Origin of the sequence: Oligella urethralis DSM 7531 (assembly GCF_000372065.1) — a bacterium.
Lineage (GTDB): Bacteria > Pseudomonadota > Gammaproteobacteria > Burkholderiales > Burkholderiaceae_B > Oligella > Oligella urethralis.
On sequence record NZ_AQVB01000006.1, the window covers coordinates 42,434 to 63,344 of the forward strand.

Below are 20,911 nucleotides of genomic sequence, written 5' to 3' on the forward strand. Positions count from 1 at the left end.
CATGTTTAGTCATCAAGCCAAGCTACAAAGGGTGCAAGGTTGGAGTATGGGTTCCATCCTTGCGCTTCTTTTTGTGCTTATTGTTTTTTTGCCCATTGCCGCCTTAGCTGTGCATGCGATAAGCTCTGGTGTGGATCACTGGGCTAATCTCTGGCGTTATGTGTTGCCGGCAGCCACTAAGAATACCCTGATTTTATTGGGCGGGGTAGCCTTGGTGGTCTCTATTGTGGGCACGACTACCTCATGGTTGGTCACTGCCTTTCATTTTCCCACAAGGAATATCCTCGTTTGGGCCTTATTGTTGCCGCTCAGTTTACCAGCCTATATTATGGCCTTTGCCTATGTGGATTTATTGCATCCTTTAGGGCCAATTCAAGGCTTTATACGTGACTTATTAGGTTATAGTTCACCGCGTCAATTCCGACTTCCGGATGCGCGTTCAATGTGGGGTGGGATTTTAGTGATGAGTATGTCACTCTATCCCTATGTGTATTTTACGACGCGGGCGATGTTTATCAATCAGCCGGTTAATTTAATCGAGGCTGCCCGGGTGTTAGGTTGTAACCAGCGACAAGCTTTTTTTCGTTTGATTTTGCCATTGGCGCGACCGGCGATTGTGATCGGCGTGGTACTGGCTTTATTAGAAACCTTGAATGACATTGGCGCGTCAGAATTTTTAGGCATTCAAACCCTGACGACATCGATTTTTAATACCTGGGTTGCTCGTTCTAATTTGGGTGGGGCAGCGCAAATTGCCTGTATTATGCTGTCGGTGGTGGTGTTGTTAATTTATATTGAGCGACAAGCGCGGCGGCGTCAACGCTATAGTAATGCGCAGCGTATGACGACTGTTAAACCACGTCAGCTTAAGGGATGGCAAGCGATGGCTGCGATGCTGTATTGCTGGTTGCCGATTCTCATAGGCTTTGTTGCGCCGGTATGGTATTTGTCTTGGGAAGCTTATAAGCGCTTAGCCCAGGGGCAAGTGATTTCTGCGAATTTATGGAAGAGCGCATGGAATACGGTTTACGTATCCTTGGTGGCGACCGTGATCACGGTGCTAGTCGGCCTATTAATTGTGTGGGTGATGCGGGACCCTCGCTTTAAGTTTAAAAAGCATTTTGCGCGTATCGGCAGTTTAGGCTATGCCATTCCTGGGACGGTCTTGGCTATCGGCTTATTAAGCCCGTATGCTTGGGCCGATTCAGCACTTGCAAGTGTGTTGACTAAGCTCTTTAGTTTGCCGCCACAGCTATATATTATGGGTGGGATTAGCGGTTTGGTGATTGCTTATATGGTACGTTTTTTGGCAATGACCATCGGTGCCTTAGAAGCTGGGTATGAGCGTATTCCACCCCAACTGGATACCGCTGCGCGTAATTTGGGTCGTAGTTATAGAGAGACCTTTTTGCTGGTGCATTTGCCGCTATTAAAGCCGGCCATTGGTACGGGTGCGGTATTGGTTTTTGTCGATACCATGAAGGAATTATCGATTACCTTATTGCTGCGCCCCATGAATTTTGAAACCTTAGCCACTTGGCTGTATGCCGAAGCGGCGCGTGGTACCTACGAAGAGGGTGTGATTGCTGCCTTATTAATTGTGGCAGTGGGATTGATTCCGGTGATTTTCCTAGCCCGCAGTCAAGAGAAGATTAAGTATTAAGATTAAGTATGAGTTTATTAAGCTTAGAAAGCGTTGATGTTGTTTATGCGAATGCAAATACCAGCAATCGTGTAGTGCATGACTTTAGTATGCGCTTGGAGCAAGGTGAGATAGTCTGTCTGCTTGGACCTTCCGGTTGTGGTAAAACCACGGTCTTACGAGCCATTGCCGGTTTTGAGCCAATTACTGCGGGTCGTATTTTATTAGATGAGCGCGTGTTATCGCTACCTGGGCGGTTATTGGCGCCGGAAGAACGTCATATCGGCATGATGTTTCAGGATTATGCGCTGTTTCCGCACCTTACGGTGGAAAGTAATATTCGTTTTGGTCTACATAAATGGGATAAAAAAGCCGCCAAGGCGCGCGTGGAAGAAATGCTTGAGTTGGTTGGTTTAAGCCAGTTTATCAAGCGCTATCCGCATGAGTTATCTGGTGGGCAGCAGCAGCGAGTGGCCTTGGCCCGGGCGATTGCGCCAAAACCAAGATTATTGCTCTTAGATGAAGCCTTTTCTAATCTGGATGTGGACACCCGTGAGCGTTTAGCCATGGAGGTGCGCGATATTCTTAAGCAAAATAATCTCTCCGCCATTTTAGTTACGCACCATCAGTCCGAGGCTTTAGCCATGGGGGATCGCATTGCGTGGATGCATTGCGGACAATTGAGCCGTTGGGTTGAAAATCAGCACAAGCAGGCGACGCTAGAGGATATACAGGCGCTAGGCGCAGCCTTACTGCATCCAGGGGCGCGCTATCCGGACTATTGCCCAGCGGGCTAGTTGCTAATTGAGGCGTGCCTGTTGCTCAAGTTCAAGCTCATAGAGCTTTTTGAGCGCAAATAAGCGTTCACGCTTAAGAAATTCTGGCACACTCAGTACTGGCTTGGCGACCTCCATCGCATCAATCGCAAAGAGCTCGAATAAATCCATCATCAGTGCCTTATGCTCGGGCCAGAGCATGCTCAGCAGTTGATCGGGACTGTATAAAAAGAGGCCAAGTTCGCGAATCTCCCGTCGGGCAAAGTCCCTTAGGTTCCAAGTAATAATGGAAATCATATGCTGCGGCGCTTTTTGTTGCATACATAGACCGCAGGCAATGACGTGATGATCCTTTTTGTCACTGTAGCGCAAGTGCTTTTCATAGGCGTGCACTACGCCCATATTGGCCTCAGGGAATTGCTGCTGCATAAAATTCCACTCACGCTCGGCAAAATCCTCACTCACATCCCAGATCTTTGGGATATTGCGCCGCCACTCCTCGCCGATATACTCACCCCAGATTGGTGCAATGCATTGATGTTGGGCTAGACGCATCAACAGCTTTCTAACGGTATTGGAAATAAGTACGCAGGTATCAAGTACAACATAATGGGGCGTTGGTAAAGGGGTATACATACAATCTGTGATTATCGTACCGTGGTAAAGACTAAAATTAGAATCTGCAGTTTAGCAAATTCTTTTGAAAATCTCATGATAAGCCCTTGAAAAAACACAAGCTCACCTTATCTACTAAGCATAGCAAGGGAGTCGACAGTTTGTAGTAACTAAGACAAATAGGTCCTAGCTCCCGATAATTATTTTTGAAGGTGTATTCATTATGAGATTTGATAAATTAACTACTAAGTTTCAACAGGCTTTGGGTGATGCTCAAAGTCTTGCTGTACACCACGACAATGCGTATATCGAGCCAGTGCATGTGTTGATGGCTCTTATTTCTGACCCTGACAGTGGAGCCAGTAGTTTATTGGCCCGTGCTGGGGTACAAGTGAATCGTCTGCGCACTGCCTTGGATGCAGAAATTAGCCAGCTACCACAGGTAAGCGGCGATACGAATCTACAAATCAGTAGAGACTTAAATAATTTACTTAATCGCACGGATAAGGAGGCCTTAGACCGTGGCGATGAGTTTGTGGCAAGCGAGCTGTTTTTACTAGCCCTTGCTGATGATAAAGGACCTGCGGGTCGTGCGTTACAAGCCGCCGGTATGAATAAGGCAGCTTTAGCCAAAGCCATTGATGATGTGCGTGGCGGTGAAAATGTCACAGATGCCGAGGGCGAGTCCAATCGTGAGGCATTGAAAAAGTATACCTTAGACTTAACTGAACGTGCCCGTCTAGGTAAACTCGATCCGGTGATTGGGCGTGATGATGAAATTCGTCGCGTTATCCAGATCCTCCAGCGTCGCAGCAAAAATAACCCAGTCTTAATTGGTGAGCCGGGTGTGGGTAAAACGGCCATTGTCGAGGGTTTGGCGCAGCGTATTGTGAATAATGAGGTACCAGAAAGTTTGCGTGGCAAGCGTGTCTTATCCTTGGATTTGGCGGCTTTATTAGCGGGTGCTAAGTTCCGTGGTGAGTTTGAGGAGCGCCTCAAAGCGGTGCTTAAGGAGCTAGCCCAAGACGATGGTCAAAATATCGTCTTTATTGATGAATTGCACACCATGGTGGGTGCCGGTAAGGCAGAGGGTGCGATGGATGCGGGCAATATGCTAAAACCTGCATTAGCACGTGGTGAGTTACATTGTGTGGGCGCAACTACGCTAGATGAGTATCGTCAGTATATTGAAAAGGATGCGGCCTTGGAGCGTCGTTTCCAAAAGGTCTTGGTGGGTGAGCCCGATGTGGAGTCGACCATTGCGATTCTGCGCGGTCTAAAAGAGCGTTATGAAGTGCATCACGGGGTCTTAATTACTGACCCAGCGATTGTGGCGGCGGCTGAGCTTTCACATCGTTATATTTCCGACCGTTTCCTGCCGGACAAAGCCATTGACTTAATTGATGAGGCAGCGGCGCGCATCCGTATGGAAATCGACTCTAAACCAGAGGTGATGGATAAGCTTGATCGTCGCATCATTCAATTGAAGATCGAGCGTGAAGCAGTGCGCAAGGAAGAGGATGATGCCTCCAAACGCCGTCTAAAGCATATCGAAGATGAGTTAGAGCAACTGCAGCGTGAGTATAACGACTACGAAGAAGTATGGAAAGCTGAGAAAGCGGCGGTACAAGGTGCGCAGTCGATTAAAGAGGAAATTGAAAAAGCGCGTGCAGAAATGGCCGAATGCCAGCGTAATGGTGAGTTCGAGAAATTAGCTGAAATTCAATACAGCTTACTACCTAAACTTGAACATCGCCTGAAAGAGGCTGAAGCAGTGGCATCAGAGGAAAAACCGCGCTTACTGCGGACTGAGGTTGGTTCCGAAGAAATTGCTGAGGTGGTATCACGTGCTACTGGTATTCCAGTCTCTAAAATGATGCAGGGTGAGCGTGCCAAGTTACTCAGCATGGAAGAGAAATTAGAGCAACGTGTGGTTGGTCAGAATGAAGCAGTTAATCTGATTGCCGATGCGATTCGTCGCTCTCGTTCTGGTTTATCCGATCCGAATCGCCCTTATGGTTCTTTCTTATTCCTAGGGCCTACCGGTGTGGGTAAAACCGAGCTTACGAAGAGCTTGGCCAATTTCTTATTTGACTCGGACGATCATATGATTCGTATCGATATGAGTGAGTTTATGGAAAAACACTCCGTGGCTCGTTTAATCGGTGCGCCTCCGGGCTATGTGGGCTATGAAGAGGGTGGTTATTTAACTGAAGCAGTACGTCGTAAGCCTTATAGCGTGGTGCTGTTGGATGAGGTTGAAAAAGCACATCCAGACGTCTTTAACGTCCTCTTGCAAGTGTTGGATGATGGTCGCTTGACCGACGGTCAGGGTCGTACGGTGAGCTTTAGAAATACCGTTATCATCATGACCTCCAACCTTGGTTCGGAGCATATTCAACGCATGCAGGATGAGCCTTATGATGCGGTTAAAGCGGTGGTATGGGAAGAGGTTAAGCAGTCTTTCCGTCCAGAGTTCCTAAACCGTATTGATGAGGTGGTGGTGTTCCACTCACTGGATCAGAAAAATATCCAAGCCATTGCTAAGATTCAGATTGATCGTTTGGTTGAACGAGTTCAAGCCATGGAAATGGATCTGCAGATCACGGATGCTGCTTTAGCGGTATTGGCGGAGGCTGGTTTTGATCCGGTGTTTGGTGCTAGACCGCTAAAACGTGCAATACAGCAAAAGGTTGAGAATCCACTGTCTAAGTTGATTCTTGAAGGTAAATTTGCTGAAAAAGATGTGATTGTGGTTGATGCCAAAGACGGTGAGCTTGTGTTTAATAAGGCTTAAAGCTATATGTATTTGATTTAAGACAAATACGTAATCAGGAAAACCCTTAATAGTAAATTATTAAGGGTTTTTTTGTATTCACAAGATAGGGAGTTAAGGTACACTATTATGGACTTCTGAATTACTTTTGCCGTCTAGTCATATTAACGTCATTTTAGTAAGTTAGAATTCATTTTGTTTTTTAGTTTTACGAGAGTTATACATGTCTAAAGAAAACGGCGTTGTTAAGTGGTTTAACAATCAAAAGGGTTTTGGCTTTATTAAACCGGCTTCAGGTGGTCAGGATTTATTTGTACATCACACGGATATTGATACCGAGGGTTACCGTACCTTAGAGGAAAATCAGGAAGTTAGTTTTGTCGTGGCTGATGGCCCTAAAGGCCCTCAGGCCAAAGAGGTGACCCCAGTCGCTAAGTAGTCGCTTCGCTGATTGCCTAGTACGATAGCCTAGTCGATAGCCTTTATTAGGGCTGCTTATTTCACACCCAGCTTGGATTTAATCTGAGCTGGGTGTTTTATTTTGGATCTAATAACAGGATAGACGATGATTGCACTAGACACTATAAATGATAATTGTTATCATTTCATTTGTTTGGAATGATGATAAGCAGCCCTGAGCTTTGCTTGTTTAAAGAGTATCTTTAGAAAAAAGTGCATCCAGAATCGAATTATATTTACCCTGAATCAACTTGGAAAATCCGCCTATTAAGTGCTGTTTGCGTGGGCGCTTTATTTGGTGGTGTTTATTCCTTGATTAGTTATAGTTATGCCTTCAATGTCCCCGAGCCCAAAGGCCAGGAGGAGATTGTAGAGGTCGCGTTCTTTGAGCCAGAGGCGCCAATGCCTTTAGGTGAGCAGTTGGAAGAACCTGAACCAGAACCGGAGCCTGAACCTGAACCAGAACCGGAGCCTGAACCAGAACCGGAGCCGGAACCGGAACCGGAACCGGAGCCGGAACCGGAACCGGAACCGGAACCGGAACCAGAACCAGAGCCTGAGCCTGAGCCGGAACCAGAGCCTGAGCCCGAACCTGAGCCGGAACCCATTGTTGAGCCCAAGCCGAAACCGAAACCAAAACCAAAACCCAAGCCTAAACCTAAAGCAGTGGAGCGGCCTAAACCACAGCCCAAGCCTCAAGCACCACAACAATTTAAGTCGTTAACGAAGACGACGAAACCATTCGGCACACCCACCGGTCAGCCTAATGCGGAACCGGCCGCCCCCGTGAGTGGTCAAGCAGTTAATGTCTCGGCTTTGAATTTTGCGCGTCGTCCAAACTTGCGGGTGGACAGTAGTCATGGCTTTGCCCGTGGGCAAACGGTAGCAATTCGAGTGCGGGTGACGGTGGATGAGAAAGGGCGGCTGATGGATGTCAATATTTTATCGGGCGGTAATCCTCGTTTAAATCGTGATCTATTGCGTCAATTGCGTCAACAACTAGCCTTTAAGCCACATGTGGTCAATGGTGTGGCGCGTAAGGCACGGGGTGATTTCACCATTAATATTCAAGTGAGATAGTTTTTCTTTTTATTTAATTTTGAAGTGCAAATTATGAACCTAGTCAAAACCATTTTAAATCAAATTGCGGAGCCGGCAGCGCAGGCAAGTACGGAAGCTACGGCTAAGGCAGCTGAACAGCTAACCACTCAACAGAATATGCTGCATTTTGTAGAGCAAAGTGATGTTGTCGGCAAGACGCTTTTTGTGATTTTGTGTTTGATGTCTTTGCTGACGTGGTATTTGATTTTTGTAAAGGGTATCTCCAATCGAATTCAGAGTATTCGTAGTAAGCGTTTTTTAAAGCGCTTTTGGAACGCCAAATCACTCGATGAAGTAGCCGCTGATCTTGAGCAAAACGGCTATAACAATCCCTTTGGACGTTTAGCTCACCATGCGATTAAGGCCAGTCATTATCACCAGCAATACGGCGGCTCACGCTTATCGGATATCGGTAGCAGTGCAGATTTTACGATTCGCAATATGCGCCGTGTGATTGATGAGGAAACGGCTCGTATGGAAAATGGTTTGACCGTGATGGCTTCGATTGGTGCGACCTCGCCCTTTATCGGTTTATTCGGTACGGTTTGGGGTGTTTATCATGCCTTAATTAATATCGGGATGTCGGATGGGGTCAATATTAACGAGGTAGCTGGGCCGGTGGGTGAGGCTTTGATTATGACCGGTTTAGGTTTGGCGGTGGCCATTCCAGCGGTGTTGGCTTTGAATGCTTTTGTGCGTAGAAACCGTGTCATGCTGTCCAAAATTGATAGCTTTGCACACGATCTGTTTGCCTTTGTTTCTACGGGCGCCACCATTCAAACGACGGATAGCTTAACTGTGTCAAAAGCTGTGGCCACACCGGTACAGACTCAGCCTCAATCTATAAAGGAATAGCTCATGTCATCATTCGGAGGCTTTAGTTCGAATCGCCAACAAATGGGTACTGTCTCGGAAATCAATATGATTCCCTTGATTGATGTGATGTTGGTGCTGTTAATCATCTTTATGATTACGGCGCCTTTATTAACACATGCTATTAAAATTGATGTGCCACGTGTTAGTAGCCAACCTGCAGAACAGGATCCAGAAAGCATTGATTTAGCGATTAAGGCGAGCGGTGAAATGTATTGGAATAATGAGCCGCTTGATATGGATCAGTTAAGCGAAAAAATGACGCAATTGGTCAAGGAGCAAGAGGAAAAAACCATCAATCTGCGCATTCGCGCTGATGGTGAGGTGTTTTATGAGCACATTGCTCAAGTGATGGCTACTGCCAGAAACACCGGCGTTAAGCGCTTGGGCTTTATCACCACACCCGATGTGAGTAAGGCCGATCAACGGGCAATTGAGGCCACCAAAGCGTCTACGCACACAGCTTCTAGTGCTGAAGCGGCTAGCTCAGGCACAAATGCAACACCAACAAGTGAACATCGCACGGCCCCCTCAACCGCTGCGCCAGCATCAGGCGCAGCTCAATCGAATGCGGCCACAGCAGATGCTGTGCCCGCTAATTAGCGGTTTTCTTCCTGTTTGAGATCGTCGTGGCTGTAAAACTTAACGCCGATCTCAATTTTTTCTCGACCGTTTTGGCGTCGATGGTGGTTAGTATCTCGTAGCGAGTAAATACAGCCACAATATTCCTGCTGATAAAATTCTTCCCGTTTACTGATTTCAATCATACGCGCTGAGCCACCCCCTTTACGCCAGTTATAGGTCCAATAAACGAGCTCGGGATAACGGGCAGCAGCACGTTGACCGCAGTCATTAATCTGTTGCATATTTTTCCAGCGCGAAATGCCGAGTGAACTAGTGATCGTATCAAAGCCATTTTCAGCGGCATAGAGAGCAGTACGCTCAAAGCGCATATCAAAACACTCCGTGCAGCGAATGCCGCGCTCTGGCTCCCACTCCATCCCCTTAACACGCTCGAACCAATTATCCGTATCGTAATCGGCATCTATAAAATCAATGCCATGCGCTTGGGCAAAACGGATATTTTCCTCCTTGCGAATCTCATACTCACGCTTAGGATGAATATTAGGATTATAAAAATAAATGCTGTAATCAATACCCGAGGCTAACATGGCCTCCATCACCTCGCCCGAACAAGGAGCGCAGCAGGAATGTAGCAGAACCTTGTGACGCCCCTTGGGTAAGGCTAATTTGGGACGTTCAATCTCCGTGACGCGTGGGGTGGCGGGTAATTCCGGTTTAGCGATAATCTTATCGTCCAAACGCGGGCGGTTGCTGTTAGTCATTAGAATTCACTCCGATGTAAGATTTGAGCTTCTGAGAAGACATGCTCCCAAAGCTCACGAACGGCTTGACGTTCATTTTGCATAGCTTGTGGGTCGGTACGGGCACGCTCATCGCCTTGTAAGCGCAGGCTATGCTGCTTGGCACGATAAACACGATAAATATCCGCGACCTGATGGGCCAAAGGCTCAGGTAATAGACCGTAATTACCAGCCATTTTGAGTAAGGCAATATTACCCAAGTTTTTAGTTAAGTCGGGGTAGCGGTGACTATAGGCAAGCACAATATATTGCGTGATAAACTCAATATCCACCATACCGCCTTGGTCGTGCTTCAGATCAAAAAAAGCACTGTGGTTAGGGTAGCCCTCATGGATACGTTGCCGCATATCGACAATACCTTGCTTAAGTGTAGCTAAGTCGCGCTGGCGTAGCAAGATGGATTGCCTAATCTCTTCAAATCGTTGCCCGATACTCGCATCACCGGCAGTAAAACGAGCGCGGGTAAGCGCCTGATGCTCCCATAACCAAGCCGAGTGCAGTTGATAGTTTTCAAAACCATCAATCGACACCGCTAACAAGCCAGCATTACCATCCGGTCTGAGGCGCGTATCAATATCATAGAGACGGCCGGAGGAAGTCATGGTACTGAGCCAATTGGTTAAGCGCCGTGCAAAGCGCGTGTATATTTCTATCCCTTGCACCGAGGCATCATCGAATAAAAACACTAAATCAAGATCGGACACATAGCCTAACTCCTTGCCGCCCAAGCGGCCATAGGAAATAATGGCAAATTTTGGTTGCGCCGGCATGCAGCTGTTGTCATAACGTTGGCATACCAGAGGCCAGACCCGGCGCATGCTTTCGGCCAATAAATTATCGGCCAATAATGATAGGATATCCGCCAAATGCTCTACTGTAATAATGCCTTCAAGATCTTGCGCCAGTAGTTGGAAGGTGACCTGTTTTTTCAGATCACGCATCAGATTCATCTGCAGCTCCATATCCGGACTACCGTCCTCCAACACGCTAGCATCTAAATCTAATCGCAGTTGCTGCATGATGCTATCAATATCAATCGGTTGTAACAGCTCTTGCCAGTCAATTAGCTTATCCAGCACAATCGGGTGGCGGGTGATATAGTCGGCAATCCAAGGACTGGTATCGAGCATGCGGATAATTCTCCCGAGTACTTCGGGGTACTCATCGAGTAAGGCCATATAGGAGCTGCGCTGCACCACATTTTCGATTAAATCCATCAGGCGAGAAAAGGTATTTACCGGTTGTTTGGCTTGGTGCACCGCTTGAATCATTTTGGGAATTAATGAGTCTAAGCGATGTTTAGCTGGTTGGTTGAGATTTTTGATGCGGTAGCTTTGCTGTAAGCTAGTGAGCATGGGCTCAATGGCCGTGATAAAGGCAATATCCTCAAAGGTACGAGCGAAGGCTTGTTGCTCGGTTGCCGTGAGCTCAGCTTGGCTTGCAGAGGGCTTAGGGGCACTAGGATGGTCCGTTGTTGGGGCTTGGCTTGCTTCGTTAGCATCGGCGCTTGGCGTGTCCTTATCCACCCCCACGAGCCTAAAGGCGGCTTTGAAAATGCGGCTCACCTCCGCACGGTAGTGTTGTAGCTTGCTGTTAAACTCATTTAAGTTTAAATCAAATAGCGCTGCTAACTGACTGAGCTCCTGAACATCTTGCGGGAGGAGGTGGGTTTGCTGATCGGCTTTGTATTGCAATAAATGTTCAATGCGTCTAAAAAAGTGATAGGCCTCGTCCAACAGCTGCTTTTCATCCTCGTCAATAATGCCCGCTTGTAGCTCGGCTTCCAATGCCTTAAAAAAGCTTGCTTGTCTCAGCGAGGGCATTTGCCCACCGCGTACTAATTGTGCTAATTGCACAATAAACTCAATCTCACGAATGCCGCCTTCACCTAATTTGATATTGTCTTGGTTTCTAAGCAGGGCTCGGCCATTGTTGCGTTGATGCCAATCCTCACGAATCTGTTCGCGCAAGCTACGTAATGCCGCCAAGGTATCAAAATCAAAGTATTTTCTGAACACAAAGGGTGATTGGATGCTTAAAAACTGCTGAATATAATGCTGCTCGCGGCTATTCTTAAAGGCCTTGAGCGGGATAGCACGCGCCTTTAGCCAGGCATAGCGCTCCCACTCACGACCTTGTTTCACTAAGTAACTACTAAGTGCCTCTAAACTCCAGGCCAAGGCACTACCGTCGCCATCAGGTCGTAGGCGTAAGTCACAGCGAAAGACATAGCCCTCAGCCGTGTGATCCGAGAGGATGTTGGCAATGCGTTGGGTAACTTTGCTAAAGAATTCATGATGACTAATAGCGCGTTCCTTGGCGCTTGCTAGCGTCTGACCTTCAAGCGGGTAGAGCATGATTAAATCAATATCCGAGGAGACATTTAATTCCTTACCACCCAGTTTGCCCATGCCGATAATTAGCATCTCCACGGCTTCATTACGCTTGGGATCAAAGGGTATGCCGTGACGCGTAATCAATTGCAGCATGGCGGCACGATAAGCAATTTGCACAGCGACATCGGCAAAGTAACTTATTGTACTTAGCACCTCTTCAAGCGGTGCTAGTTGGCAAATATCACGTACCGCAAGGGTGCAAAAAACGCGCTTGCGCACCTGGCGTAAAACGAGTTTACAATTATCGATGGACAGCAGTTCCGCAATTTTTGCATGCTCCTTTAGCTCACGAAGATCGCTATGCTTTAACTGCTGAAACTCATTTTCAGTCAATGTTTGCAGTTCATAAAACGCTGCTATTAAGTAATTATCAACAGTTTCAGCGCAGAGTGGGGTTTGAATATCCTGGGCTAAACGTTCGCCGAAACCCTTTTCGGCGTTTAAACGATTGGCTAGGTATTGTGACCAGCTAGTGGCTTTATTGATGAAATCATATGGATTATTTTGCTCTAGGCTCATAGCAATGCTTCTTTAAATCAAATCTCACTAGCATATAATATTAAGCTTTACGGCAATCTGCAGTATGATTGGCGTTCTCATTAAATTATCTTGGAACTTAAGAGTTAGTTTTGAAGCGGGCTTTTTCCAGCGTATTACGTTTTACTACCTATCTACTTGGCATCCTGATTGGGCTTTTTCTGCTTATCAGCATCGTCCTAGTAGGCTATGTTACGCCACGTCTAGATCAATGGCGGGAGCCGATTCAAGCGATGGTGCAAAAGCATAGTGGCATGCCGATTGAGTTTGGCGGCATCTCTTTGAGTTGGGATGGGATACAGCCGCAATTAATACTGAGTGATATCCATTTTCGTAATCCCGTTAAAGCGCATACTACCCAGGCATTGCCTCCCGCTTCGGCAGAGGAGCTGCGACTGAGTCTGGCGCTGGGACTTAGATTCTGGCAAGGTGAATTGCTTAGTGTTAGCCTGAGTAATTCTCAGCTACCGGTATTTATTGATGGCGAAGGTGATGTGTGGGTAGGGCAGCATCGTTTGCCAATGAGTGATGTTAGCTTTAGTAAGTTGCCCGAGCGGGCGCATGAGACGGAGGCGCCTGATAGTGCGACCTTTATTGCGGCACTGAGTAATTTTCTCACCCAGGATTTTAGTGAGCAAATTGATTTATTAGAGCGGGATAAACTGTTTAAATGGCTAAAAAAGCTCTCGATTGAGAATTTAAGGCTCAGCGTGCGTGATGCTTCCACTGAAAATGCGGCCTTTGATTTTGAGCTGTTATTGAAAAAAGCGCAGCTAACAATAGAGAATCAGCGCATCAAAAGCGAGCTTGTGCTACATGCGGATAGGGTATCTGAGCATGATATTATTATTGATAGTCTGATTGATTATCATGACTTTGACGCGCATAAAAACCGTGCGGTATCAGGCCATTTAAGTATACATGCACGTGACATCGTGCCTGATCAATTATTACCAATGGCAATGGCACAGTATCAAATTGAGCAGCTAGTGGTGCGCCAATTTGATCTCAAGGCGCAATTGCATCAGGGATTTTGGGAGCGTTTTGAGAGCGCCGTGCAATTAAGCGATTTTGCCATGCCCCAAGCCCAGTTTAAAGGGCTTGACCTGAGTTTAGGTGGTGAGGTGGCGGATGCCTTAGCCGCTGTGAGTGGACAGGGGCATCAACATGCACCTCTGCATTTTCAGGCCCGGTTGGAAGATGCTCGGGTGCATGCGAGGAATTATTTTCGCCATGAGTTTGAATTAGCGCAAGTCAGTATCAATGGCGCCTATGAATTGGATGATGCAGCCTTACCCGTCTTGTCCGTGCAGGCACTACGGGTGGACGATCCAAATGTGCAGCTAAAAGCAGAAGGCAGTTGGCATGCAGTGCCAGATCACGCCAGTGGGCATCTACAGCTATCAGGTGAAATTCAGCAGCTGCAGGCAGCTTATTTGCCACGTTTACTCCCTATCGTGATTGGGGCGGATGCCTTGGATTGGTTAGATGGGGCTTTTCTTAATGGTACCTTGGAACATGGCAATTTTGAAATTGATGGTTTAGCCGACCACTATCCCTATGGACGCTATCCACAGTCTGGTGTCAATCGCATTATTGCGCATTTTAAGGATATGTCACTGGACTTTGACCATCAAGCTACAGGGGATAAATGGCCGGTGCTGCATATGGAGCAGGGTACCTTTCAGTTTTTAAATGATCGCATGGTGATTGATGCGAATCGTGGCTGGATGAATAATTCAGCAGCTGAGAAAAGCATTGTCTATGATAATTTGCACGCGACGATTGACTCCCTTGAAGCAGACACAAACTTGCAAATCACAGCGGTTGCAGAGAGTTCGGCTGAGCAATTTTTGGGGCTGATGAAGGAAACGCCACTCAGTGCCTTATTGAATCATGCCTTAGATGAAAGTGAGGCCACGGGTGAGCTGCGCGCCTCTTTGCAGCTAGGCATTCCACTCAAGGCGATGGACAGTGCCACGATTGAGGGTACGCTAATCGCACAGGACGCTAGCTTTAGATTCACACCAGCTTTTCCAAAGGCGACGGCAATGAACGGACGCTTATCCTTTAACGAACGCTATTTGAGCGTCGATAATGTCAAAGCGCAACTGTTGGGTGGTCCGGTGCAATTGAGTGGTGATATCGGTCGTGTTGGTCATGCGTTTACGATGCGTGGGCAATTGAGTGGTGAAGGGATTTATGATTACTATTCATTGCCAGGCCTACGTCAGCTTAAGGGTTTGACGCCCTATGAATTTAGATTGCAATTCTTAGATAAGGAGGCTTTTGATGCGAAGCTGACTAGCGATTTAATCGGGCTGGCCATTGATTATCCTAAGGTGTATGTAAAAGCGGCAAGCCGTGCAGCGCCCTTAGTGGTGCAGTGGCAACGTCGTCCAGCTCAGGCTGCCAATCAGTTTATTGATCGTATCAGTGCGGATTATGATAAAAAAGCATTGCAGCTGAGCAGTGAGTTTTTTAGTGATAATCGTCAGGGCTTAGCATTTAGCCGGGGTGCCCTTGGCTTTAGTGAAGTGCCGGTATTGCCGGAGCGCGGCTTGTATTTGCATGGTAGTGTTGACACAGTTGATGTAGATGCGCTTAGCGATTGGATTAAACGCTTTGGTTTTGCTGATAGTGGTGACAGTGAGTCTACCCTTAGTGGCTTTGATGTGCGGGCAAAGGAGCTGCTCGTGGGCGGATTGACACTGCCTGAGGTGCGTGTGAGCAGTCAGCTAAAAAGTGTTAAACATTTACCCTTATCCTTGTCAGGTCCCACCATCACGGGACAGCTACAGCTTCAAGAAAGTAGCACGGCTAAGGGTGCTTATGATGTGAGGGCGGATATTCAGCACTTGCATTGGCGCTTAAATGAGCAAGCCCCCTCGCTAGTGGATGAGACGGCGAGTAGCAATAGCCCCATTAAAAGCTCAGCTGATAGTCCTTGGAGGCTTAATAGTTTACATTTAAACATCAAGGACCTAGCTTTTTATCAATATCATTTTAGGAATATTGAGGCTCAAGGTGAGGCAGAGGATACACGCAATTGGCGTCTAGATAAATTAGCTATTCAAGATCAGGAGGCGCATCTTTTTGGGGCAGCCTATTTGCGTCAAGTCAAAGACAGACTCAATGCGGATATTAACTTTAATATCAATGCCTTAAATACCGGTGCTGTATTTAAGGCTTTTGCGCCTGGTGAGGAGTTACTCACGGGTCATGGGGATATTCAAGGGAGCGCAACCGTTCGCGATGTCCTGAATTTTGAGACTGAGCAGATGGAATTAAATGTGCTAGGCGTATTGCGTGATGGCCATATTAATCATGTTAGCAATGGTGCAACGCGAATTTTGTCCTTACTATCATTGCAGGCCTTAAGTAAGCTACCCGAGTTGCATAAGATATTTAGTTCCGAGGGGAAAAATGCCATTAATTACAGCTATTTACGCTTTCATCTAGGGCTAAAAAACGGTGTCTTATGGTTGCCCGACTTTAGACTGGATAGTCCGCTCCTCGCCATTGTGGCGCAAGGACAGGGTAATTTAGCGAGTAAAGTCATTGATTTGGATGTGGTGGCAGTACCGCATCTGGATATTAGTGGTGCTGCCGTGTTAACTGGGGTCCTAGTTAATCCGGCTGTTGGTGTGGCGGCATTTTTATCACAATGGCTTTTACGAAGTCCCTTAGAACAGGGTTTAACTCAGCGCTTTAAGGTGGGCGGTACACTGGATGAGATTCATATTGATGGGGTGCCGATTGAGCAGTCTAAAGCGAGTGAGACCAAGACTCAGATGCTAGAGTCTGATTCGACACCGACCATACCGGCAAGGCCACAAAGTGATACTAAAGAGGATAAAGGCTCTGAACTGAAGCAAATTGAGTTACCCTCAAAGCCGATTGAATTGGTGCCGGATCATGTCAAGCAACAAGAGACGCCAATTATTATCAATTAGTGATGGGCATAATAAAGCCGATTATCATTGACCCAAAATTCGAGTCTTGATAATCGGCTAGCGTGCTGTGAAACAGCAATTTATTTGCGACCGAATAGCAGACGATCAAAGATTAAACCGCCAAACATACTTAAGGCAGCAATCGCAGCCCAAGGGGCGGCCACATTTTGAAAAGCAATTAAATACAAGGCGGTACCCGTCAACATACCAATCACGGCACGTAAGGCTAGATAGGCAAAGTTTTCATCACTAAGGCGGCAGCAAGCGCCATCCATCTCGGCAAATCGCAGCTCACTATCCTGGCAGAGGCAGTTCTTAGCCGCCATAATCAGGGCACCAATTGCTCCGAAGAACATGGATAAAAAGCTCACTGACCAAGTAATTAAGGTAATAAATAAAGAAAAAACAATCAGCGCAATCACAAAGGTGCCGCTACTGAATAAAGTCTTTTTAGGCGCAGCTTGCAGCAAATCCTGCGCTTCAGTCGATGCCTCAGCAGCTGGTGTAGGGTCTACTTGATTTTCACTCATAAAAACTCCTATATCTTTATAAAATGTGTGGTCAGTAATGATATGTCTATTGATAAGTAGATAAGCACTACAATATATAATAAGCAATGGGTGGCGCAGTGATCCAGCCCAGGCTATCAATCCTGCACTCAGCCTACCTGCATTTTACACAGAAAATTACAATGTTGCATTCATCGCCATGGTAAAAATCAATACTTATCGTGTTTGAGCGAGTTCGAACGTTTATTTTATCTGGAGAATAAAATGAAGTTTATTAAGTATGTATTGCTAGCCAGTCTTTTACTGCTTAGTGCCTGCAGCAGCTCAGGCACAGGCGTGGGTATCGGTGGCGGCGTAGGCATTGGTGGTAGCAGCAATAGTGGTATCGGTGTTGGCATTGGGGGCGGTCTGCGCTTCTAGTGATGCGTAGCTGCGATTGCTTAGCCGATAGCGGAAGTTTTAGACAGTTAGTGTGAGATTTGTAGCCCTTTCATGCGTTTACAAGGTAGAATATAGGGTTAAAATTTTATAATTATCTTATCAAACCATAAAATTAAAGGTTGAAATACAATGGAAGTTCAAACTCTTGAAGGCCTAGCTCGTCAAGTTGATCTCGTGTTATCACTTGATGCTATTGAGGCTGAAGTAAAACAGGAATTACAAAAAGTAGCCCGTAAGGTCAAAGTCGATGGATTCCGTCCTGGCAAAGCGCCTTTAGCGGTGGTTGAGCGCTCGCACGGTCCAAGTATCCGTTATGATGTGATTAATAGACGCGTTGGTGAAGAGTTTGATCGCGTGATTAAAGAGACCGATCTACGTGTTGCCGGTTTCCCTGAGATTGTTGATAGCGAAGCTGAAAAAGAAGACGGTAAGTTAGCTTTTACCGCTAAGTTCGAGGTGTTCCCAACGGTTGAGATCCCTGATTTAGGCACACTTGAAGTGACTAAGTACACCAGTGATATCGGCGAGCAGCAGCTTGAAGACACCTTAGCTATTTTGCGTGAGCAACGTGCTGAGTACAAGCCGGAAGAGGGTCGTGCTGCGCAGGATGGCGATCGCTTATTAGTGGATTTCGTCGGTAAAATTGATGGCGAAGAGTTCCAAGGTGGCAAGGCTGAGGACTTTAATTTTGTCTTAGGTCGTGGCATGATGTTGCCAGAGTTTGAAGAAGCGGCCAAGGGTCTTAAAGCGGGTGAGGAAAAGACTTTTGAATTAAACTTCCCCGAGGATTATCAGGGTCAGGAAGTCGCTGGTAAGACTGCTGAGTTTACGCTTAAGGTTAAGGAAGTGGCTGTGCCTGAGTTGCCTGAGGTAGATGCCGACTTTGCTAAGTCTTTAGGTCAAGAAGACGGCGATGTGGCTAAGCTACGCGAAGAAATTCTTGCCAATATCAAGCGTGAGGGCGATAACCGCTTATTACAGCGCACCAAGTCTAATGTACTAGACGCTTTAGTTAATGCCACTGATTTTGAAGTGCCAACAGCCTTGGTGAATAATGAAATTAATGAGCGTATTAACAACTTACGTGAGGAGTTCGCTGCTCAAGGTATGAAGGACTTTGATTTCTCTCAGATTCCTACTGAAACCTTTAAGCCTGAAGCTGAGCGTCGTGTGCGTTTAGGTCTATTAGTCGCTGAAATTGTGGAGCAGGAAAAACTACAAGCAACCGCTGAACAGGTGCGTGCACGCATTGAAGAGTTTGCTCAAAACTATGAAAAACCTGAAGAGGTTGTTGCCTACTACCTGAGCGACCAAAAGCAGCGTGCTGGTTTAGAGGCCTTAGTGCTTGAGGATAATATGATCGATTTCATTTTATCTAAAGCTAAAGTCACCGAGGAAGAGGTGCCTTTTAAAGAGTTAATGGGACAAGCTTAATGAATCGTCAGTTTACTGATTTTTATGCTTCCATTCATGGTGATGAGTCCGTGCGTCCGCACGGACTCGGCTATATCCCCATGGTGGTGGAGCAGTCGGGTCGCGGTGAGCGCTCTTATGATATCTATTCACGATTACTTAAAGAGCGTGTCGTCTTTATGGTCGGCCCAGTCAATGATCAAACAGCCAACCTAGTGGTGGCGCAGTTATTATTTCTTGAGTCTGAAAATCCTAACAAGGATATTTCACTCTACATCAACTCACCGGGTGGTGGGGTGTATGCCGGCTTAGCCATTTACGATACGATGCAGTTTATCAAGCCTGATGTATCCACGATGTGTACTGGTTTAGCGGCTAGTATGGGTGCTTTTTTGCTAAATGCAGGCGCCGCCGGTAAGCGTTACAGCCTACCGAATTCACGGATTATGATTCACCAGCCCTTAGGTGGTGCGCAGGGTCAGGCCACTGATATTGATATTCAGGCGCGTGAGATCTTAAGTCTACGCGATCGTTTGAACGCTTTATTGGCTAAGCATAGCGGTCAGTCGATTGAAGTGATTCGTGAGCATACCGAGCGCGATCACTACATGGATCCCGAGCAGGCCAAGCAATTTGGTATTGTGGATAAAGTGTTGCTTAAGCGCGAGTAGTTTTTTGGCACGATTTTTTAAGTAGATAGATTATGACTAGAAGTGGCTCATCTTCGGATAAGCATGTGAAGTGTTCTTTTTGCGGTAAAGGTGCAGATGAGGTTAGGCACCTTATCAAAGGCATTAATAACTCTTATATTTGTGACGAGTGTATCTCAATGAGTAGCGATTTAATCGCTGATTCGGTACGTCAGACGGTCCATGATGATATGGCAAAGGAGTTACCAACGCCGCAAGAGATTAAGGCCCATCTTGATCAGTACGTGATTGGTCAGGACAAGCCTAAGCGTAATTTGGCAGTCGCAGTTTATAACCATTATAAGCGGATTCGTCATCAGCAGAATCGCACCGAGGATGAGGTCGAATTGGCTAAGAGTAATATTCTCTTGATTGGACCTACCGGATCAGGTAAGACCTTATTAGCTCAAACCATTTCACGCTTGTTGGATGTGCCTTTTGTGATGGCTGATGCGACCACCTTGACCGAGGCAGGCTATGTGGGTGAGGATGTGGAAAATATCATCACCAAGCTTTTACAAAATTGCGATTATGATGTAGAAAAAGCAGAGCGGGCGATTGTTTACATTGATGAGATCGATAAGATTACACGTAAGTCTGAAAATCCTTCCATCACGCGTGATGTGTCAGGTGAGGGGGTACAACAAGCCTTACTTAAACTGATTGAGGGTACGGTTGCTTCGGTACCACCGCAGGGTGGACGAAAACATCCTAATCAGGACTTTATTCAAGTGGATACGACTAATATCCTATTTATCGTTGGTGGTGCCTTTGATGGTCTTGATCGGGTGATTCAGAATCGTACCGAGGAGTCTGGTATTGGTTTTGGGGCGGCTGTTCACGCTAAGGAAGAGCGTGCGACCGGTGAGTTATTCCAGTTAGTTGAGCCTAGCGATATCATCAAGTTTGGCTTGATTCCTGAGTTGGTGGGTCGTTTGCCAGTGATTGCTGCCTTACAGGAATTGGATGAAGACGCCTTAGTACAGATTTTAACGCGTCCTAAAAACGCCATTATCAAGCAGTATCAGCATCTTTTCGCAATGGAGGGTGTTGAGCTTGAAGTGACGGATGAAGCGTTGACTGCCATTGCTAAGCGTGCGATTGAGCGCAAGACAGGCGCTCGTGGTCTACGCTCTATTGTTGAAAATAGCCTGTTGGATGTGATGTTTGACTTACCGTCTTATCAAGAAATTGCCAAAGTCATCTTGACTGAGGAGGCCGTGGCAGGTTCAGCTAAGCCAATATTGGTTAAGGGGCACCGTAATCTAGTCGCCGCTGACGATGTAGCTAGCTCAATCTCTGATGTATCGTAGCGATAGCATATTACAAGTTTTTTAAAATTT

16 protein-coding genes are annotated in these 20,911 nt (G+C 46.6%); 12 read left to right on the forward strand and 4 right to left on the reverse strand.

The genetic code is table 11. The features are described 5' to 3' along the window. The first annotated feature begins 1 nt into the window (after window position 1). The gene (locus tag A3GA_RS0105030) at window positions 2-1,663 is read left to right on the forward strand and encodes an ABC transporter permease (RefSeq protein ID WP_018026300.1); all 1,662 of its coding nucleotides are present in this window, start codon (window positions 2-4) and stop codon (window positions 1,661-1,663) included. 8 nt (window positions 1,664-1,671) lie between these two features. Then, on the forward strand, window positions 1,672-2,439 hold the full coding sequence (locus tag A3GA_RS0105035) for an ABC transporter ATP-binding protein (RefSeq protein ID WP_018026301.1): 768 nt from the start codon (window positions 1,672-1,674) through the stop codon (window positions 2,437-2,439). A 3-nt stretch (window positions 2,440-2,442) separates the two neighbouring features. Here the strand turns inward: A3GA_RS0105035 and A3GA_RS0105040 are convergent, their stop codons facing one another. Next, window positions 2,443-3,054, reverse strand: coding sequence for a PIN domain-containing protein (locus A3GA_RS0105040; RefSeq protein ID WP_026156808.1), 612 nt, complete (start codon window positions 3,052-3,054; stop codon window positions 2,443-2,445). Between the two features lie 202 nt (window positions 3,055-3,256). Between A3GA_RS0105040 and clpB the strand changes: the two genes are divergently transcribed. The 5 genes from clpB to A3GA_RS0105065 all read left to right on the forward strand — a co-directional run bounded on the left by clpB (window position 3,257) and on the right by A3GA_RS0105065 (window position 8,845). Further along, the gene (gene clpB / locus A3GA_RS0105045) at window positions 3,257-5,830 is read left to right on the forward strand and encodes an ATP-dependent chaperone ClpB (RefSeq protein ID WP_018026303.1); all 2,574 of its coding nucleotides are present in this window, start codon (window positions 3,257-3,259) and stop codon (window positions 5,828-5,830) included. A gap of 202 nt (window positions 5,831-6,032) precedes the next feature. Beyond that, window positions 6,033-6,248: a cold-shock protein gene (locus tag A3GA_RS0105050; protein WP_018026304.1), complete on the forward strand. Its 216-nt coding sequence runs from the start codon at window positions 6,033-6,035 to the stop codon at window positions 6,246-6,248. 233 nt (window positions 6,249-6,481) lie between these two features. Further along, window positions 6,482-7,348: an energy transducer TonB gene (locus tag A3GA_RS0105055; protein ID WP_178036360.1), complete on the forward strand. Its 867-nt coding sequence runs from the start codon at window positions 6,482-6,484 to the stop codon at window positions 7,346-7,348. 33 nt (window positions 7,349-7,381) lie between these two features. Then, complete coding sequence (locus tag A3GA_RS0105060; protein ID WP_018026306.1) at window positions 7,382-8,224, forward strand: MotA/TolQ/ExbB proton channel family protein; 843 nt, start codon at window positions 7,382-7,384, stop codon at window positions 8,222-8,224. Window positions 8,225-8,227: 3 nt separating this feature from the next. Continuing rightward, the gene (locus A3GA_RS0105065) at window positions 8,228-8,845 is read left to right on the forward strand and encodes an ExbD/TolR family protein (RefSeq protein ID WP_018026307.1); all 618 of its coding nucleotides are present in this window, start codon (window positions 8,228-8,230) and stop codon (window positions 8,843-8,845) included. Here the strand turns inward: A3GA_RS0105065 and A3GA_RS0105070 are convergent. Continuing rightward, window positions 8,842-9,588: an epoxyqueuosine reductase QueH gene (locus tag A3GA_RS0105070; RefSeq protein ID WP_018026308.1), complete on the reverse strand. Its 747-nt coding sequence runs from the start codon at window positions 9,586-9,588 to the stop codon at window positions 8,842-8,844. The genes A3GA_RS0105065 and A3GA_RS0105070 overlap by 4 nt on opposite strands. After that, window positions 9,588-12,542, reverse strand: a complete 2,955-nt coding sequence (gene glnE, locus A3GA_RS0105075) for a bifunctional [glutamate--ammonia ligase]-adenylyl-L-tyrosine phosphorylase/[glutamate--ammonia-ligase] adenylyltransferase (RefSeq protein WP_018026309.1) — start codon at window positions 12,540-12,542, stop codon at window positions 9,588-9,590. Before glnE ends, A3GA_RS0105070 begins: the two co-directional genes overlap by 1 nt. A gap of 110 nt (window positions 12,543-12,652) precedes the next feature. Here glnE and A3GA_RS0105080 point away from each other — a divergent pair, with 110 nt between their 5' ends. Next, window positions 12,653-16,516 carry a YhdP family phospholipid transporter gene (locus A3GA_RS0105080; protein WP_018026310.1) on the forward strand — a complete coding sequence of 1,288 codons (3,864 nt, stop codon included), beginning with the start codon at window positions 12,653-12,655 and terminating at the stop codon, window positions 16,514-16,516. A gap of 80 nt (window positions 16,517-16,596) precedes the next feature. Here A3GA_RS0105080 and A3GA_RS0105085 read toward each other — a convergent pair whose 3' ends face one another. Further along, complete coding sequence (locus tag A3GA_RS0105085; RefSeq protein WP_018026311.1) at window positions 16,597-17,046, reverse strand: hypothetical protein; 450 nt, start codon at window positions 17,044-17,046, stop codon at window positions 16,597-16,599. A 243-nt stretch (window positions 17,047-17,289) separates the two neighbouring features. On the opposite strand from A3GA_RS0105085, the gene A3GA_RS12265 reads away from it, so the two are divergent. The 4 genes from A3GA_RS12265 (at window position 17,290) to clpX (ending at window position 20,881) form a co-directional block, all read left to right on the forward strand. Further along, entirely contained in the window at window positions 17,290-17,445 is a 156-nt protein-coding gene (locus A3GA_RS12265) for a hypothetical protein (RefSeq protein ID WP_018026312.1), read from the forward strand. Between the two features lie 150 nt (window positions 17,446-17,595). Beyond that, on the forward strand, window positions 17,596-18,900 hold the full coding sequence (tig, locus tag A3GA_RS0105095; RefSeq protein ID WP_018026313.1) for a trigger factor: 1,305 nt from the start codon (window positions 17,596-17,598) through the stop codon (window positions 18,898-18,900). Then, window positions 18,900-19,550 carry an ATP-dependent Clp endopeptidase proteolytic subunit ClpP gene (clpP, locus tag A3GA_RS0105100; protein ID WP_018026314.1) on the forward strand — a complete coding sequence of 217 codons (651 nt, stop codon included), beginning with the start codon at window positions 18,900-18,902 and terminating at the stop codon, window positions 19,548-19,550. The genes tig and clpP overlap by 1 nt, the downstream gene beginning before the upstream one ends. Window positions 19,551-19,579: 29 nt before the next feature. After that, on the forward strand, window positions 19,580-20,881 hold the full coding sequence (clpX, locus tag A3GA_RS0105105; RefSeq protein WP_162138011.1) for an ATP-dependent Clp protease ATP-binding subunit ClpX: 1,302 nt from the start codon (window positions 19,580-19,582) through the stop codon (window positions 20,879-20,881). The last annotated feature ends 30 nt before the right edge of the window (window positions 20,882-20,911 follow it).